Annotated in this window: 17 protein-coding genes, 5 tRNA genes and 1 riboswitch; of the genes, 10 read left to right on the top strand and 12 right to left on the bottom strand. The window is 43.1% G+C overall.

Annotated features, from left to right (window positions below; translation table 11 throughout):
• Positions 1-195: 195 nt before the first annotated feature.
• From DWW86_RS10975 to DWW86_RS10955, 6 genes are all read right to left on the bottom strand, one after another.
• Positions 196-561, bottom strand: coding sequence for a heavy-metal-associated domain-containing protein (locus DWW86_RS10975; protein WP_072522955.1), 366 nt, complete (start codon positions 559-561; stop codon positions 196-198).
• Positions 561-710, bottom strand: a complete 150-nt coding sequence (locus DWW86_RS17145; protein ID WP_181985344.1) for a hypothetical protein — start codon at positions 708-710, stop codon at positions 561-563. Before DWW86_RS17145 ends, DWW86_RS10975 begins: the two co-directional genes overlap by 1 nt.
• Positions 711-721: 11 nt before the next feature.
• Positions 722-922 (bottom strand): FeoB-associated Cys-rich membrane protein, encoded by a 201-nt coding sequence (locus DWW86_RS10970; protein ID WP_117943114.1) that lies wholly within the window; start codon positions 920-922, stop codon positions 722-724.
• A 148-nt stretch (positions 923-1070) separates the two neighbouring features.
• Positions 1071-3251, bottom strand: coding sequence for a ferrous iron transport protein B (gene feoB, locus DWW86_RS10965; RefSeq protein WP_117943112.1), 2181 nt, complete (start codon positions 3249-3251; stop codon positions 1071-1073).
• A gap of 95 nt (positions 3252-3346) precedes the next feature.
• On the bottom strand, positions 3347-3565 hold the full coding sequence (locus DWW86_RS10960) for a FeoA family protein (protein ID WP_015543280.1): 219 nt from the start codon (positions 3563-3565) through the stop codon (positions 3347-3349).
• A 137-nt stretch (positions 3566-3702) separates the two neighbouring features.
• Positions 3703-3915, bottom strand: a complete 213-nt coding sequence (locus DWW86_RS10955; RefSeq protein WP_330360656.1) for a FeoA family protein — start codon at positions 3913-3915, stop codon at positions 3703-3705.
• Positions 3916-4399: 484 nt separating this feature from the next.
• On the opposite strand from DWW86_RS10955, the gene DWW86_RS10950 reads away from it, so the two are divergent.
• Positions 4400-4774: a metal-dependent transcriptional regulator gene (locus tag DWW86_RS10950; protein ID WP_117943110.1), complete on the top strand. Its 375-nt coding sequence runs from the start codon at positions 4400-4402 to the stop codon at positions 4772-4774.
• A 14-nt stretch (positions 4775-4788) separates the two neighbouring features.
• On the opposite strand, the gene DWW86_RS10945 is transcribed toward DWW86_RS10950, so the two are convergent.
• From DWW86_RS10945 to argC, 4 genes are read right to left on the bottom strand one after another with little or no spacing between them, the layout of a single operon-like run.
• A complete protein-coding gene (locus tag DWW86_RS10945) occupies positions 4789-5985 on the bottom strand; it encodes an aspartate aminotransferase family protein (RefSeq protein WP_117943108.1) in 1197 nt (398 codons plus the stop codon).
• On the bottom strand, positions 5972-6868 hold the full coding sequence (gene argB / locus DWW86_RS10940) for an acetylglutamate kinase (protein ID WP_072522950.1): 897 nt from the start codon (positions 6866-6868) through the stop codon (positions 5972-5974). The genes DWW86_RS10945 and argB overlap by 14 nt, the downstream gene beginning before the upstream one ends.
• Positions 6869-6893: 25 nt before the next feature.
• Positions 6894-8117 carry a bifunctional glutamate N-acetyltransferase/amino-acid acetyltransferase ArgJ gene (gene argJ / locus DWW86_RS10935; protein ID WP_117943106.1) on the bottom strand — a complete coding sequence of 408 codons (1224 nt, stop codon included), beginning with the start codon at positions 8115-8117 and terminating at the stop codon, positions 6894-6896.
• Between the two features lie 54 nt (positions 8118-8171).
• Positions 8172-9212: an N-acetyl-gamma-glutamyl-phosphate reductase gene (gene argC, locus DWW86_RS10930; RefSeq protein ID WP_072522948.1), complete on the bottom strand. Its 1041-nt coding sequence runs from the start codon at positions 9210-9212 to the stop codon at positions 8172-8174.
• A gap of 344 nt (positions 9213-9556) precedes the next feature.
• On the opposite strand from argC, the gene DWW86_RS10925 reads away from it, so the two are divergent.
• The 4 genes from DWW86_RS10925 to DWW86_RS10910 all read left to right on the top strand — a co-directional run bounded on the left by DWW86_RS10925 (position 9557) and on the right by DWW86_RS10910 (position 14894).
• Positions 9557-10789, top strand: coding sequence for an argininosuccinate synthase (locus tag DWW86_RS10925; RefSeq protein ID WP_072522947.1), 1233 nt, complete (start codon positions 9557-9559; stop codon positions 10787-10789).
• A 175-nt stretch (positions 10790-10964) separates the two neighbouring features.
• Positions 10965-11060, top strand: a riboswitch (purine riboswitch).
• A 67-nt stretch (positions 11061-11127) separates the two neighbouring features.
• Entirely contained in the window at positions 11128-12414 is a 1287-nt protein-coding gene (locus DWW86_RS10920) for an amidohydrolase family protein (protein WP_117943104.1), read from the top strand.
• A gap of 34 nt (positions 12415-12448) precedes the next feature.
• A complete protein-coding gene (locus DWW86_RS10915) occupies positions 12449-13825 on the top strand; it encodes an NCS2 family permease (protein ID WP_015543271.1) in 1377 nt (458 codons plus the stop codon).
• 148 nt (positions 13826-13973) lie between these two features.
• Positions 13974-14894, top strand: a complete 921-nt coding sequence (locus DWW86_RS10910; RefSeq protein WP_353652696.1) for a DMT family transporter — start codon at positions 13974-13976, stop codon at positions 14892-14894.
• A gap of 266 nt (positions 14895-15160) precedes the next feature.
• Here DWW86_RS10910 and DWW86_RS10905 read toward each other — a convergent pair whose 3' ends face one another.
• Together DWW86_RS10905 and DWW86_RS10900 are read right to left on the bottom strand one after the other, a co-directional pair.
• Positions 15161-15535, bottom strand: a complete 375-nt coding sequence (locus DWW86_RS10905) for a metal-dependent transcriptional regulator (protein WP_072522945.1) — start codon at positions 15533-15535, stop codon at positions 15161-15163.
• Positions 15536-15640: 105 nt separating this feature from the next.
• Positions 15641-16375 carry a sigma-70 family RNA polymerase sigma factor gene (locus DWW86_RS10900; protein ID WP_286187702.1) on the bottom strand — a complete coding sequence of 245 codons (735 nt, stop codon included), beginning with the start codon at positions 16373-16375 and terminating at the stop codon, positions 15641-15643.
• A gap of 277 nt (positions 16376-16652) precedes the next feature.
• Here DWW86_RS10900 and DWW86_RS10895 point away from each other — a divergent pair.
• The 5 genes from DWW86_RS10895 (at position 16653) to DWW86_RS10875 (ending at position 17084) form a co-directional block, all read left to right on the top strand.
• A tRNA-Pro gene (locus DWW86_RS10895) sits at positions 16653-16727 on the top strand.
• Positions 16728-16757: 30 nt separating this feature from the next.
• A tRNA-Gly gene (locus DWW86_RS10890) sits at positions 16758-16828 on the top strand.
• Between the two features lie 23 nt (positions 16829-16851).
• A tRNA-Arg gene (locus DWW86_RS10885) sits at positions 16852-16925 on the top strand.
• A 5-nt stretch (positions 16926-16930) separates the two neighbouring features.
• Positions 16931-17004 (top strand) — tRNA-His (locus DWW86_RS10880).
• An 8-nt stretch (positions 17005-17012) separates the two neighbouring features.
• Positions 17013-17084, top strand: a tRNA-Gln gene (locus tag DWW86_RS10875).
• The last annotated feature ends 65 nt before the right edge of the window (positions 17085-17149 follow it).

Below are 17149 nucleotides of genomic sequence, written 5' to 3'. Positions count from 1 at the left end.
ATACCTCCATACAGATCAGGTGGTCTCTTTTTTCCTGTATCCACCTGAAGCTTTTACTATCAGCATATGCACAAAATATGTATTTTATACAGACAGCCCTTTTAACAAAATATCATATCAACCCTTCGAAACCGAAAAGGATCCCGCAGCTTTACGCCGTGGGATCCGAAAAAATGATATTTCATTTACCATATATTATTTGATGCTTACAACTCTGTATCCGGCATCTTTGACGATTCTTCTAATCTGTTCCTCGTCAAGTTCGCGGTCATAAGAAACGACTGCTTCGTTTTCAGAAAGATTTACTTTTGCAGAAGCACCGTCAATTTTGTTGATTGCTTCGGTGACTGCTTTTACACAATGTTCGCAGTGCATACCGGAAATCTTGAGAACTTTCTTTCCAAGAACCGGCTTATCCAGTTTTTTATCCGGAATATCCAGGACAACTGTTCCGCCGCCACCGCCACAGCACGGACTGTCACCTTTAAAGTGTTTGATGGAGCCTTTCAGAGCAAATCCAAGTAAAACAACCACGATCAGTACAACTATTATGTCAACCATTATTCGTCACCTCTTCTGAACTCTTCATCTCTTTTTTGTTCTCTTTTTTTCCTGAGCCACTGGAATCCCTGATAGATCAGCATTCCGACAATGTAAATGATGATTACCGCACCAAACATGTACATCGTGGATCCTGTTGAATTTCCCATATTATTTTCTCCTATTTCAGATGATTCTCTTTGTAAGAAGACTGTGCAGTTCCCTTAAAAGCAGCCCCGCTGCATCCGCCACAGCTGCCACAATTTCCGCTGCATCCGGCGCATCCCATATGTTTGCCTTCTTTGGAATTCTTTACACTCTTATAGATCACGAATGCACAATATCCGAGAATCAGAACCATTATAATTATATTTGCAAGCATTTTACTCATCCTCTCTTATTTGCAGGCTTAATTACTACTGCCAACCACACAATTTGCTTCTCCGTTTCATCCGGAATAACTTTCTTTAAGCTGAAAGCAGAGGCCGGACACATCTTTGTATCCAGCCCCTTTATTATTTCATAATTTCTTATGCCTGTACAGAACGTTTGGAGTAAACTTTCTGATCTTTGTACGGATCTGGTCTGAACAGCAGGAACAGCATTACGATAAGTACTGCAAATCCTACTACAGTACCGATACCAAATGCTCCACCGGTTACGAAGGAACCGATCTGATAGAAGCAGAGGCATACGATATAAGCGAATATATTCTGGAAGAGAATTGCGAACCAGAACCATTTTCTGTCATTCATTTCTTTTGCCATTGTTGCGATAGCTGCAAGGCAAGGAGAATCAAGAAGGTTGAACATCAGGAAAGAGAAAGCTGCGATACCTGTCGGGAACCAGCTTGCAACACCTGCTGCAACGTTTACTGCATCTTCTGTATCACCGGCTACGTTAGCCAGGACACCCATTGTAGATACGATAGCTTCTTTTGCTGTGAATCCAGAGATAGAAGCTGCTACCGGCTGCCACTCACCGAATCCAAGTGGAGCAAAGATTGGAGCGATCACACCACCGATTGCTGCCATAAGGCTGTCTGCGCTGTCTTCTACCATACCAAATCCACCATCTGTGAATCCGAATCCACCAAGGAACCACATTACTACGCAGGCAAGGAACAGGATTGTACCAGCTTTGATAATGAAGCCTTTCAGTCTTTCCCATACATGAAGAAGAACTGTCTTAACCTGCGGAATATGATACTGTGGAAGCTCCATTACGAACGGAGCCGGTTTACCGGAGAACGGTTTTGTTTTCTTAAGGATGATTGCAGCTACAAGTACAGCTACAATACCGATAAAGTACATCAGCGGAGCGATGAATGAGCTCTCTGCATACCCTGCAGTCTCACCAGCGATTACACCACCCATAAGAGCGATAACCGGAAGTTTTGCACCACAAGGAATAAAGGTTGCTGTCATAATAGTAAGACGTCTGTCATTGTCCTGCTCGATAGTCTTGGAAGCCATGATACCAGGGATACCGCATCCTGACGAAATCAGAAGCGGAATGAAACTCTTACCGGAAAGTCCGAAGTGACGGAATACACGGTCCATAACAAATGCGATACGTACCATGTAACCACAATCTTCAAGGATGGACAGAAACAGGAACAGGATTGCCATCTGAGGAACGAATCCAAGTACTGCACCGAGGCCACCGATGATACCATCAACTACAAGTCCCATTACCATATCACCGGCACCGAGGCTGGTAAGGATATTTGTAAAGAAGTCCTGAATAGCCACTACAAATACATCGTTTGTCCAGTCTGTTACGAATGTACCAACAGTTGTTACAGATACATAATATACAAGCCACATAACTGCAACGAAGATCGGGATACCAAGGATACGGTTGGTAACGATACGGTCAATTTTATCAGATACAGTCAGTTTGTCTTTTGCTTTTTTAACGGTTGTGTTAACGATCTTCTGGATGAATTTGTATCTCTCGTCTGTTACGATACTCTCCATGTCATCGTCATGTTTTTTCTCAAGATCCTGACGTTTGCTGTCTACCAGAGACTGTCCGGAAGCAGAAAGCTTCATAGCCTCTTTTACTTTTTCGTCGTTCTCGAGGAATTTTACTGCATACCATCTCTTCTTATCTTCTGTGATGGAGGACGGAAGAACTTTCTTTACTTCACTGATTGCTTCTTCCATCTCTTTTGTAAAGATTTCTTTAGGAAGATCTACGCTGCTCTTCTTTGCAGTTTTTACTGCCTCGTCGATCAGCTTGTCAAGACCTTCACCTTTCAGTGCAGATGTCTCGATGATCGGGCAGTCAAGCAGCATGGAAAGACGCTTTGTGTCGATCTTGATTCCTCTTTTTTCAAGGAGATCTGCCATGTTCAGTGCAATAACAACCGGAACACCTGTCTCGATCAGCTGTGTGGTCAGATACAGGTTACGCTCGATGTTTGTTGCATCGACAAGGTCAATGATTACGTCTGGATTTTCTTTGAGAACGTAGTCACGGCTGACTACTTCTTCCAGTGTGTATGGTGAAAGGGAATAAATACCAGGAAGGTCAGTTACGATGATGTCTTCGCCTTTACCTTTCTTTCCCTTTAATTTACCTTCTTTTTTCTCTACAGTAACTCCCGGCCAGTTTCCTACGTACTGGTTAGCGCCCGTTAATGCGTTGAACATTGTTGTTTTACCACAGTTCGGGTTGCCGGCAAGTGCAATCTTAATTGCCATTTTTTCTTACCTCCTTAATCCCTCTTATTGTAACTGCATGCTTCTTACACAGTTGCATTTTTTCATAATAGTTCCTACCGAACACTACTGCGCACTTATTTTACCTGTACGCACTGAGCATCGTTCTTTCTTACGGATAACTCATAACCTCTTACAGTGATCTCTACAGGATCTCCAAGCGGAGCAACTTTTCTGATGTACAGCTCACTTCCTTTTGTAATTCCCATGTCCATGATACGACGTTTGTACGCGCCGTCTCCTTCAATTTTCGTTACAACAACGGTAGTTCCGACTTTTGCATCACCTAAAGTCATTGTTCTGTCTCCTTTCTCCTCTTTGTTATATTGCCTAAATGCTTAAAGCTTTTATAACTTTCTATAATAATTAATACCTGATGCATTTCTGCGTGCAAGCACGCTCAATGCATGAGCTTTTGAACCCTGGTATTAATTCAGATCATAATATGTCTTGCCATATCGGAGTTGACTGCTACACGGGCATCTTTGATGTTAACAATCACGTTTCCGCCGATTGCAGACACTATACTCACTTCTGCATCATTTACAAACCCGAGGTTTGCAAGAAAACGTCTTGTCTCGTCATTTCCGCCAACTTTCTGTATCTTACATTTCTCACCGATTCCTGCCATAGTTAAAGGCATCATATGTATCAGCTCACTTTCTGTTTGAATTCAGATTCTCAGATTCTGCTGTCAGGATCTTGTTGAGAATTTTTTTCTTTATTAAAAAAGTTCACAGTTAATCTCTGTTTACTTTTCTTACATTGGTTAGTATATGCTAACGTTTGTGAGCTGTCAAGTACTTTTTTTCGTTGTATGAAACTATTATTTGCTATACATAACTTCTATTCGTTCTGCTTAACTTTTATTCGTATCATATAACCAATATTTTTTTCTAAAAATCCCCGGATGTTACAGTAAATTTTGTGTGATGTCTTTGTACATTACAGGAAATTTTATGTTACCGTTCACAGGTAGTATCCGTAGTAAACAGTGACATTTTGGTTGTCTCAACAGCCAAAATATGTTATCATAGAAGTAATACAAATTTGAGGAATAATCTTGAATTTTTATGCAACTAAATGAGGAATCATTTTCAATTAGATCAAAAGAAATTGAGGTGTAAGGAATGCATACAAACGAATCTGCTGAAAACTATCTTGAAACTATTTTAATCTTAAGCAAATCACATCCGGTTGTACGTTCCGTAGATGTTGCCTCTGAACTTGGCTTCAAGAAATCCAGTGTCAGTGTTGCAATGAAAAAGCTTCGCGAAACAGATCAGATCACCGTGTCTCCTGAAGGATATCTTTATCTTACAGAGACAGGGCGCGCAACTGCCGAAAAAATCTACGAACGTCATCTTTTCCTTTCTGAATGGCTGGAAAAGCTTGGTGTCAATCCGGTCGTTGCAGCAAACGATGCCTGCAAGATCGAGCATGTAATCAGTTCTGAGAGCTTCGCAGCGATTAAAAAACATATTAATCTGAACAGTATAAAATAATTTGAGCCCGGCGATTACGCCAGGCTCTTTTCTAATTTTTCGACCATTTCGTCGATATTTTCTTTTGTGATCACAAGCGGTGGTACAAGACGTAGTACATCGCTTCCTGCGGAAATTACCAGAAGTCCGTTCTCAAGTGCTTTTGTCACAATACTTCCGACTGTTGTTCCGGTGATGACCAATCCCTGCATGAAACCTTTTCCACGACGGGCTGCTACAACCGGATACTTATCCACAAGTTTATCCAGTTGTTCTTCCAGATACGGGGTCAGTTCCTGCACATGTGCAAGGATATCGTCTTTTTCATAAATATCAAACACCTTGCTGACAGCTGCGCATACAAACGGGTTTCCACCATAAGTTGTGCCGTGATCTCCCGGTACAAGAGATGCTGCTGCCGCTTTTTCTCCGAGAACAAATGCACCGACCGGTACACCGCAGCCCAGAGCTTTTGCACAGGTCATCACATCCGGTTTCACACCGTATGACTGCCATGCAAAATAACATCCGGTACGTCCCATCCCACACTGAATTTCATCAAAAATCAGGATGATGTCTTTTTCATCACACAGTGCGCGGAGCCCTTCAAGAAATTCTTTCTTCGCCGGATAAATTCCACCTTCGCCCTGTACAACTTCTGTAATGATCGCACATGTTTTGTCTGTAATCTGCGCTTTGACGCTGTCCAGATCATTAAAATCTGCGAATTTCACACCACCGACAAGTGGTTCAAACGGTTCTCTGTAGTGTTCGGTTCCTGTAACAGAAAGTGCGCCCATGCTTCTTCCGTGGAAAGAATGGTTCATCGCGATGATCTCGTATTTTCCTGCTTCTTTGCCGTATTTTGTATAAGCATATTTACGTGCCGCTTTCAGCGCACCTTCAATTGCTTCGGTACCACTGTTTGTAAAAAAAGCTTTGGAAAGTCCGCTTGCTTTGACCAGTTTTTCTCCGGCTTCACTCATCGGCTCATTATAATAAAGATTGGAAATATGTGTCAGTTTGTCGATCTGGGATTTCAGAGCCTCATCATAGCCAGGATAATGATATCCCAGTGAGTTTACGGCAATTCCTGCAGCAAAGTCGAGATATTTTTTGCCCTCTGTATCATAAAGATAACATCCCTCGCCATGGTCAAACATGACCGGGAAACGATTATATGTATGCAGAATGTTTTCTTCTGCATGATTCATCTGTTCATTCATACTCATTGTAATATTTCTCCCCGTCTTCTCTCAAAATAGCTGTTCCGATACCTTTGTTTGTGAATATCTCCAGAAGGAGGCTGTGCGGGATACGTCCGTCAAGGATATGTACTCTGTTTACACCTTCTTCGATGGCATCTATACAGTTCTGCAGTTTCGGAATCATGCCACCGCCTACGTAGCCTTCACTGATCAGTTTTTCCGCTTCATGTACATGCAGCTCGGAGATCAGTGTATCCGGATTATCTTTGTCCTTGTATACACCTTCAATATCAGAAAGGAAAACCAGCTTTTCTGCATGGACAGCTTCTGCGATCGCGCATGCCGCATCGTCCGCATTAATATTGTAAGAATCAAAGTTTGTATCAAATCCAACCGGAAAAACAATCGGAAGGAAATCTCTCTCAAGAAGATCCTGAAGTACCTTCGGATTTACTTTTTCGATATCGCCTACGTAGCCGATATCTTCGCCTTTGGAAAGTTTCTTATGGCACTTGAGAAGGCCGCCGTCTTTTCCGCTGATGCCGACTGCCTGTACGCCGAGCGATTCTACCAGTGTGACAAGTTCTTTGTTTACTTTTGCAAGAACCATCTCGGCAATCTCCATTGTGTCCTTATCTGTCACACGCAGCCCATTGACAAAACGTGGTTCCATGCCGACTTTATTGACCCAGCGGCTGATTTCCTTACCGCCGCCATGCACGATGATCGGTTTGAATCCGATAAGTTTCAGAAGAACTACATCTTTGATAACATTTGCTTTCAGTTCTTCATCAAGCATTGCGCTTCCGCCGTATTTTACTACTACAATCTTACGATTGAAACGCTGTATATAAGGAAGCGCTTCAATCAAAGTTTCTGCTTTATCCAGATATTTCTGCTTTACCATTTTTTCATATCTCCTCGTTTTTTACTTAAGACCGGTAGTCTGCGTTAATTTTTATATAATCATAGGTCAGGTCACAGCCCCATGCAGTTGCTGTGCAGTCACCCATCTTTACATCGGCGATTGCTGTCACTGCATCTTCAGAAAGGATCTTTGTTGCCTCTTCTTCGCTGTAGTTAACTGCCACACCATTTTCGATGATCTGAATCTTTCCTGCTTTGCTTTCAAAATAAAGATCTACTTTTTCCGGATCAAACTGTGCACCGGAATATCCCATTGCACAAAGGATTCTTCCCCAGTTTGCATCGTGTCCGTAAATTGCTGCTTTAGTCAGCGAAGACGTAACAATGGATTTACTTAAAGTTACTGCCTGTTCTTTACTCTCGGCACCAATGATCTTGACCTCAAACAGCGCCGTTGCACCCTCACCGTCACCGGCAATTTTCTTTGCAAGTGTAGTATTGATATAATTCAATGCCTCACAGAACTTCTGATAATCTTCGTTTTTCTCATTAATCTCCGGGTTTTCTGCCATACCGTTTGCAAGCAGAAGTACGGTATCATTTGTGGAAGTATCACCGTCAACAGATACCATATTATAGGTATCTTTTACATCTTCGCTCAGTGCTTCCTGCAGAAGTTTTTTGGAAATGCATGCATCTGTGGTGACAAAGCCAAGCATGGTGCACATATTCGGATGAATCATTCCGGAACCTTTACACATACCACCGATCGTAACGGTCTTACCACCAACCTCAATCTCTACAGCCACTTCTTTTTCTTTTGTATCAGTTGTCATGATTGCCTTCGCCGCATCATTTCCTGCTTCCAGTGTTCCCTGAAGCTTCGGGGTCATTGCTTTGACACCGGCAGAAAGCTTTTCGATTGGAAGCTGCATACCGATGACACCGGTAGATGCAACCAGAACGCTGTTTTCATCTACATTTAAAGTTTCTGCTGCCGCTTTCGCAGTCGCACGGCAGTAACCAAAACCTTCTTCACCGGTGCATGCATTGGCAATACCGCTGTTGCAGATGATCACCTGTGCGCTCGGATGATTATACACGATATCCTGATCCCATTTGACCGGTGCTGCTTTTACGATATTAGTAGTAAAAGTTCCTGCTGCCACACATGGTTTCTCGCTGTAAACCATTGCCATGTCTGTTCTTCCCTGATATTTGATTCCGGCAGCTATAGATGCTGCCTGGAAGCCTTTCGCTGCGGTAACTCCGCCGGTGATAATCTTCATAATAATACGCTCCTCTCTGCGTTATAAAACATTTTCATATATAATGCTGTTCCTTTACGGCAGCATCGGAATCTGATGAAGTCCTTCTGCCTCGTCAAACCCGAACATCAGGTTCATATTCTGTACAGCCTGTCCTGCCGCACCTTTGACAAGGTTATCCATTGCACCCATCATGATGACACGTTTTGTTCTCGGGTCGATCTTGAAGTTTACATCAACATAGTTGCTGCCCTCTACACATTTTGTCTGTGGGCATACATCTTTGTCCAGGACACGCACGAATGTCTCGTTTTCATAATATTTGTCATAAACAGCCTTTACTTCTTCATAGGAAACTTCTTTTTTGAGAGAAGCATATGCTGTAATCAGAATACCTCTGTTCATCGGGATCAGATGTGGTGTAAAATTGATCAGCACTTCCTGTCCGCATGCATAACCGAGCTGGTCTTCGATTTCCGGTGTATGACGATGTGTTGCTACGCCGTATGCTTTGATGTTTTCGTTTACTTCACAGTAGAGGTTTGCTACTTTTGCGCCCCTGCCTGCTCCGGAAGTTCCTGATTTTGCATCAATGATGATCGTATTCGGATCGATCAGTCCTTCCTTCAGGAGCGGATAAATTGATAAAGTCGAACATGTCGGATAACATCCCGGGTTCGCAATAAGTCTTGCTTTTTTGATGTCCTCACGGTTGATCTCGCACAGGCCATAAACTGCCTCATCAATAAACTGAGGTGCTTTGTGCTCGATGCCATACCATTTTTCATATTTCTTTACATCTTTAATACGGAAATCTGCACTCAGATCGACGACCTTTGCTTTGGAAAGGATCTCTTCATTAACAAGTGATGCACAAAGTCCCTGCGGTGTTGCGGTAAAAATCACATCTACTTCATCAGCAAGTGCTGCCATATTGTCATCCATACATTTTGCATCGATCAGTTTAAAAAAGTTCTGATAAACATCTGCATATTTCTGATCAATGTAACTTCTTGATCCATACCATGCCACTTCTACTTCTTTATGTCCAAGGAGCAGTCTTGCCAGCTCATTTCCGGCGTATCCTGTTGCTCCGATAATTCCTGCTTTGATCATTTCTCATTCCTCCTAGAATAAAGATGTACCAATTATACATCCTAAATGCATAATATGCAATACGTAATTTTCATGGATTTTGCATTCTTTTTTCTTAATTTTGTGTGTTTTTATAAGTTGTTTCCTATTTAATGCTGCATTTTTATGCAAAAATTCCTTTTATTTTTTTGCATATTGGTATTGCATATTTATAAAAATTGTTGTATATTATCTCTTGTCGAAACACGACAGGACATGAAGATTCAACACTTTATCAAATCAGCGTATGAATCTTTACCTTTTATAATAACAAACATTCGCGCATCTGCCAATAGGCAGAGAATTATTTTCAGGAGGAATATATTATGAAAGAAAAAGTTGTACTTGCATATTCAGGTGGTCTTGATACCACAGCACTGATCCCGTGGCTGAAAGAAACTTTTGATTATGAAGTTATCTGCTGCTGTGTAAACTGCGGACAGGGTAACGAACTGGATGGTCTGGATGAAAGAGCAAAACTTTCCGGAGCTTCCAAATTATATATCGAAGACATTGTTGATGATTTCTGCGACAACTACGTAATGCCTTGCGTACAGGCAGGCGCTGTATACGAGCACAAATATCTTCTCGGAACTTCTATGGCACGTCCTGCAATCGCAAAAAAACTTGTTGAGATCGCACGTAAAGAAAATGCCGTTGCAATCTGCCACGGTGCTACCGGTAAAGGTAATGACCAGATCCGTTTCGAACTCGGAATCAAAGCACTTGCTCCGGACATCAAGATCATTGCTCCATGGAGAATGACAGATGTATGGACCATGCAGTCCCGTGAAGATGAGATTGCCTTCTGCCAGGCTCACGGAATCAACCTTCCGTTTGACGCAAGCCACAGCTACAGCCGTGACCGTAACTTATGGCATATCAGCCATGAGGGTCTGGAACTCGAAGATCCTTCTCAGGCTCCAAACTATGATGACATGCTTGTATTAAGTGTTACTCCTGAAAAAGCACCAGATAAAGAAACTGAGATCACAATGACTTTCGAAGCAGGTGTGCCAAAAACACTGAATGGCAAGGCAATGAAAGTTTCTGAGATCATCACAGAGCTGAACCGTCTCGGCGGTGAAAACGGTATCGGTATCATCGACATCGTAGAAAACCGTGTTGTTGGTATGAAATCCCGTGGTGTATACGAAACTCCTGGCGGAACGATCCTAATGGCTGCTCACGAACAGCTCGAAGAACTGTGCCTTGACCGTGATACCATGGAAGCCAAGAAGAAACTCGGCAGCCAGTTTGCTCAGGTCGTATACGAAGGAAAATGGTTCACACCACTTTGCGATGCAATCAAAGCATTCGTAAAATCCACTCAGGAATATGTTACCGGTGAAGTAAAGCTCAAACTTTACAAAGGAAACATCATTAAGGCAGGAACCACTTCTCCATACAGCCTGTACAATGAATCTCTTGCATCCTTCACTACAGGTGATATGTATGACCACCACGATGCAGACGGATTTATCACACTGTTTGGTCTTCCGCTGAAAGTTCGTGCCATGAAATTACTCGAAGTAGAGAAAAATAAAAACAACAAATAATCATTGATCTTACAAACCGGCAGGCGGTCTATCGTCTGTCGGTTTTTTATATCCGCTCCGAAATTCTGCTTTTAAATTTTTGTATAAAATTTTGTGTAAAATTTTTGTGCAATATTATCCTATATATTCTTGAATTTGTATTTGACAGAAAACATCCTCTATTTTATAATAATTTTATAAACAACATCACGAAACTTATATAGGTCCATAATTGGTTGGACGTTTCTACCAACTACCGTAATAGTTGTCTATAAGTTCTTTACGGAACTTGTCGGGCATAAATATTCGGTATTTTTTTTGTCCGGAAAGCTCCGTTTATCAAAAAGGAGGTAGATTATATGACACAGAATCCAACCACTTTTGCACTGAAAGGCGCCGTCTGTTTCAGCACAGATTCCCGGCATCTGACCTGTCTTGAAGACGCTTATCTGGTCTGTCAGGATGGCCGGAGCGTCGGTGTTTTCCCGAAGCTTCCGGAGCATTTTTCCAGAATTCCGGTACGCAATGTCAGTCCATGTCTGATCATCCCCGGAATGACTGATCTTCATCTGCATGCCCCGCAGTATGCATTCCACGGCATGTATATGGATCTGGAGCTGCTTGACTGGCTGAACACCGTCACATTCCCGGAAGAATCCAGATATTCGGATCCGGACTACGCTGCAAAAGCCTATACTATTTTTGCCGATGACATAAAAAAAAGTGCCACTACCCGCGCTTCTGTCTTTGGCACTTTACATGTAGAGGCATCTGAGCTTCTGATGGACCTTATGGAGAAAACCGGTCTCAGGACTTTCATCGGCAAAGTAAATATGGATCGAAACGGTTCTGCCACTCTTCAGGAAAAAAGTGCTGTTGTTTCTGTTCGGGATACTGTCCGCTGGTTAACTGATACTGCAGGAAAATACGAGAATGTCAAACCGATTCTCACCCCACGTTTTACTCCTTCCTGCACAGATGAACTCATGACCGGTCTGGCAGAGATCCAGAGAACTTACTGTCTTCCGGTACAGTCTCATCTTTCCGAAAACCAAAGCGAGATCGCATGGGTAAAAGAATTATGTCCGGGTACTTCATTTTACGGGGAAGCTTACGACCAATTTGGTCTTTTTGGCGGTGAAAACTGTCCAACCATCATGGCACACTGTGTCTACAGCTCTGACGCAGAAATCTCCCTTATGAAAAAGCGCGGCATATTTATTGCCCACTGTCCACAGTCCAACACCAATCTTTCCTCCGGGATCGCACCGGCACGGCGTTATCTCGATGAAGGACTTCACATCGGACTCGGCACTGATATCGCAGGCGGTCATTCACTCTCCATGCTCCGCGCAGTCGCAGATGCCATTCAGGTATCAAAACTTCGCTGGAGACTTGTGGATGACACTCTCAAACCGCTTTCTCTCGAAGAAGCCTTTTATATGGCCACGATGGGCGGCGGTGCATTTTTCGGAAAAGTCGGCTCATTCCTGGAAGGCTACGAGTTTGATGCACTGATTCTGGATGACAGCAGTCTCCGCCATCCTCAGCAGCTCTCTGCACGAGAACGGCTGGAGCGACTGATCTATCTTTCAGACGATCACTGCATCACCGGAAAGTATGTTTCCGGAAACAAAATCTTTTAGTGCACGATCTGCACAATACGAAGGGGGTACTTTTATGAATCTTGACAAAATCTTTCACCTGAAGGAAAACCACACCGACGTCAAAACAGAAGTGATGGCAGGAATCACAACCTTTATGACAATGGCCTACATTCTGGCTGTCAATCCGAACATCCTGTCCGCTTCCGGCATGGACCGCGGTGCCGTCTTTACTGCAACCGCACTGTCCGCATTTATCGCAACCTGCCTGATGGCTCTTTTATCCAACTATCCGTTCGTTCTTGCTCCCGGCATGGGCCTGAACGCATACTTCACCTACACAGTAGTCCTCGGTATGGGATATACATGGCAGCAGGCGCTTGCTGCAGTATTTGCAGAAGGTATCATTTTTATTTTACTTTCTCTTACAAATGTGCGTGAAGCAATCTTCAACTCCATCCCGATGAACCTGAAACATGCAGTATCCGTAGGTATTGGTCTCTTTATCGCATTTATCGGACTGCAGAATGCAAAGATCGTTGTCGGAAATGATTCTACACTTGTCAGCATCTTTTCCTTCAAATCTTCCGTTGCAGAAGGAACATTTTCTTCTCAGGGAATCACAGTACTGCTTGCACTGATCGGTGTCCTTGTTACTGCGATCCTCCTTGCCAAAAATGTCAAAGGCGGTATCCTCTGGGGAATCCTGATCACATGGATCCTTGGTATCATCTGTCAGCTGACACACCTTTATGTGCCAAATGCAGATCTTGGTTATTACAGCCTGCTTCCGGATTTTTCAAACGGAATCTCTGTGCCGAGCATGATGCCAACCTTTATGAAGATGGATTTCTCGATCGTATTTTCTCTGGATTTCGTTGTCATCATGTTTGCATTCCTGTTTGTTGACATGTTCGATACACTCGGAACCCTGATCGGTGTTGCATCCAAAGCCGACATGCTCGATAAAGACGGTAAGCTTCCGAAGATCAAAGGCGCGCTCCTTTCTGACGCTGTCGGAACAAGTGTAGGTGCTGTATGCGGTACTTCTACCGTTACCACCTTTGTAGAAAGTGCTTCCGGGGTTGCAGAAGGCGGACGTACCGGTCTTACTTCTCTGGTAGCCGGCGTACTGTTTGCGCTTTCTCTTTTGCTTTCCCCGATTTTCCTGGCAATTCCTTCCTTCGCCACTGCACCGGCTCTGATCGTAGTTGGTTATCTGATGCTGACATCTGTTACAAAGATCGATTTCAACGACATGACCGAAGCAATCCCATGTTTCATCGCAATCATCGCCATGCCGTTTATGTACAGTATTTCCGAAGGTATCTCCATGGGAGTTATCTCCTACGTTGTCATTAACGTGATCACAGGAAAGGCAAAAGAAAAGAAGATCAGTCTTCTGATGTACATTCTTGCCGTATTATTTATACTGAAATACATCTTCATCTGATTTTTATTATTTATGATTTTATAATAATTCATGCGGGTCCTGCTCATACAGGGCCTGCATTTTTTATTTTCATTCTTTAACATTGTATAGTTATGCTATATAATACATGGATACAGACTTGAGAGAAACTATGAGGAGAACTACTATTATGAAAAAAGAGAATTCAATCCCGGTCAGAAATTCGCTTCTGCTTCTTTTGACCGCTACCATATGGGGTGTCGCCTTTGTCGCCCAGAGTGTCAGCATGGACTACATCGGCGGATTTACATTTAATGCCGTTCGAAATCTTATCGGTGCACTTGCCCTGCTCCCGGTCATTAAAGTACTTGACAAAACACGTTCCGAAGCAGAAAAAAAGAGGGAATCTTCCGCATCCGGACGCAAAACACTGCTTATCGGAGGCATCTGCTGTGGTATCATGCTCTGTCTTGCAAGTAATTTTCAGCAGTTTGGTATTAAATACACAACCGTTGGAAAAGCCGGTTTTATTACTGCATGTTACATCATCATTGTTCCGATCATCGGTATTTTCCTTAAAAAGAAATGCAGCCCCTTTATCTGGATTGCAGTCCTGCTTTCTCTGTGCGGACTTTATCTCCTGTGTCTGACTCCCGGAGAGGGGCTTGCAGTCGGCAAAGGTGAACTTCTTCTAATCATCGGTGCAGTTCTTTTTTCCGGTCATATTTTGGTTATTGATCATTTTTCTCCGCTCGTTGATGGAGTAAAAATGTCCTGCATTCAGTTTCTGATCTGCGGCATCCTGTCCGGTGTCCCGGCATTGCTTTTTGAGCATCCGAATCTGTCCGGAATCCTCGCTGCATGGATCCCGATTCTTTATGCCGGTGTTATGTCAAGCGGTGTGGCTTATACCCTGCAGATCGTCGGCCAGAAAAACATGAATCCGACAGTTGCTTCCCTGATTCTCAGCCTGGAATCCTGTATTTCCGTGCTTGCCGGATGGATAATCCTCGGACAGCACTTAAGCAGCCGTGAAATCTTTGGCTGTGTTCTGATGTTTGGTGCAATCATTCTTGCACAGCTGCCGCAGAAAGAATCTGCAGTTTCATAAATACCAGACATTTTTCCAATAAACAAAGCGGACAAGTCCGCTTCAAACTCCCTGAATCCTTCAATCTTCGATGGACTTGCTACGCTTTGCGCGCCAGATGCAGTCTGCTTAAGCAGACATATTCCTCATGCATCTGGTCGCATCCTCGCGGAGCGTTTTTGTGTAATAGGAATATTACGGAGTAATTTCCTATTACACAAAAAAGGTCATCACTTTCAGAATTGTTACATTTTCAATCCTGATCATGATGACCTTTTTTATTCTGCTTAAATTTCACCTTTTGCTCTCAAATGCTCTTTGATCTTCTCAAAACTTTCATCACTGACATCATGCTCCATCTTGCACGCATCACATCTTGCCGTATCTGCTGATACCCCCAGTCCTTCCAGCATCTTTGTCAGAACGGTATGTCTCTCATAAATCCTGTTGGCAATCTCTGCACCTTTCTCCATCAGTGTCACTGTACCATAACGGTCCATTGCAATATATCCATCTTCCCTGAGAAGTTTCATCGCATGGCTAACACTTGGCTTGGATACCCCGAGCATTGTGGCTATATCAACGGAACGAACCCCGCCGCCTTTTCTTGACAATACAAGGATCGCCTCAAGGTAATCCTCTGCCGATTCTCTGATTTGCATAAAAAATACCTCCCATATGCCTTTATAATACCACGCATTTACTCAGGATTCAACAAAATACCCGAAATCCGAACAAATTGTTTTTCTTAGCTAACTTTGTATTTTTTACTTGTCATCTCCGGTCAGGCGAAGAATATCTCTAATTTCATCAACTTTCATATCCAGAATGATTGCAAGCTCATCAATACTGAATGCATTCTTGTCATCTTCATCATCATTCAACTCACGGACTGCACTTTCAAGCTTTTCTACTCTGGCAACCAGACTGTCATCAGCAAACTTCACCTGTGTCTGCTCTTCAATCACCTGAAGAATGCCTTTTCTCACCTCTGCAAGAAGCCATTCTTCATCACGAAGTTCTTCACCGGCATTGTCCAGCGCCTGGATCAGGCTCAGATTTGCCTCCTGGATCAAATCTGCAAGAAGAATCTCTTTTGCATTCATATCTGCTGCAAGCTCTGCCGTTGCTTTCATGTAATAAGAAGCAAGGGTCTGTACTGCTGACTTTTCTCCCTTCGAAAGCTGCTCAAACAGCACGTCGAGGTCAATATCTGCAATAACCGGCAGGTTTTCCAGATATTCATTGAGATATGCCTCCTCTTCCGGTGTCAGCGGAACTTTTTTGTATTCCGGCGCTTTCGCTGTTTCCTCAGCCTTTTTCATACCTTCGATCACAATTCCCTGAGAAGTCAGATACTTCAAAACTCCGGTAAGCTGACTCTTATCAAGATCACAGCCTTCAAAAACTTCTCGGATGTCTGTTGCTGTTAATGTATTTTTATTCTGTTTCGCAATTTCCTGAATTTCTTTTAATTTATTCTGAAACTCCTGTACGTTCATTTTGATTCTCCTTATTTCTATTGGCTGGTTTTTATTGTAACATTCTTCTGTATTTTTTCCAACTAAATGTATCTCATTTCGATGTTTTTTATCCCGGTTTCATTAAAATTAAAAACTTTTTTTATCCGGAAAGCCTTGAAAAATAAGGGTTTTTGAGATATTTAAAATTTTTTCGAAAAAAATATAAAAAAAGTTGTTGACATTTGAATATTGCTATAATATAATATGTCTTGCGTCAAGCGACAAAGCAAAAACGCAAACAACTAAATACCGTTAACGGGGTGTGGCTCAGCTTGGCTAGAGCGCCTGGTTTGGGACCAGGAGGCCGCAGGTTCGAATCCTGTCACCCCGATGCTGTAAACAATACCGTTTCAGCGACCATGCGGGTGTAGTTCAATGGTAGAACACCAGCCTTCCAAGCTGGATACGTGGGTTCGATTCCCATCACCCGCTTCTCTGTAAGATAGCAGAGAAATGTGTCTGTAGCTCAGCTGGATAGAGCAACGGCCTTCTAAGCCGTGGGTCGGGGGTTCGAATCCCTTCAGGCACGCTGTGGTGGGTATAGCGCAGTTGGTTAGCGCGCCAGATTGTGGCTCTGGAGGCCCAGGGTTCGAATCCCTGTATCCACCCTGCCTTTTGGGCTATCGCCAAGCGGTAAGGCACAGCACTTTGACTGCTGCATTCGCTGGTTCGAATCCAGCTAGCCCAGTCTTCTAATATGGGATATTAGCTCAGTTGGTAGAGCACTTGACTTTTAATCAAGTTGTCCGGGGT

Source organism: Ruminococcus sp. AF17-22AC (genome assembly GCF_003460065.1).
In the GTDB taxonomy this organism is placed as follows: Bacteria; Bacillota; Clostridia; order Lachnospirales; family Lachnospiraceae; genus Blautia_A.
This window is presented reverse-complemented; position numbering and strand designations above follow the sequence as displayed.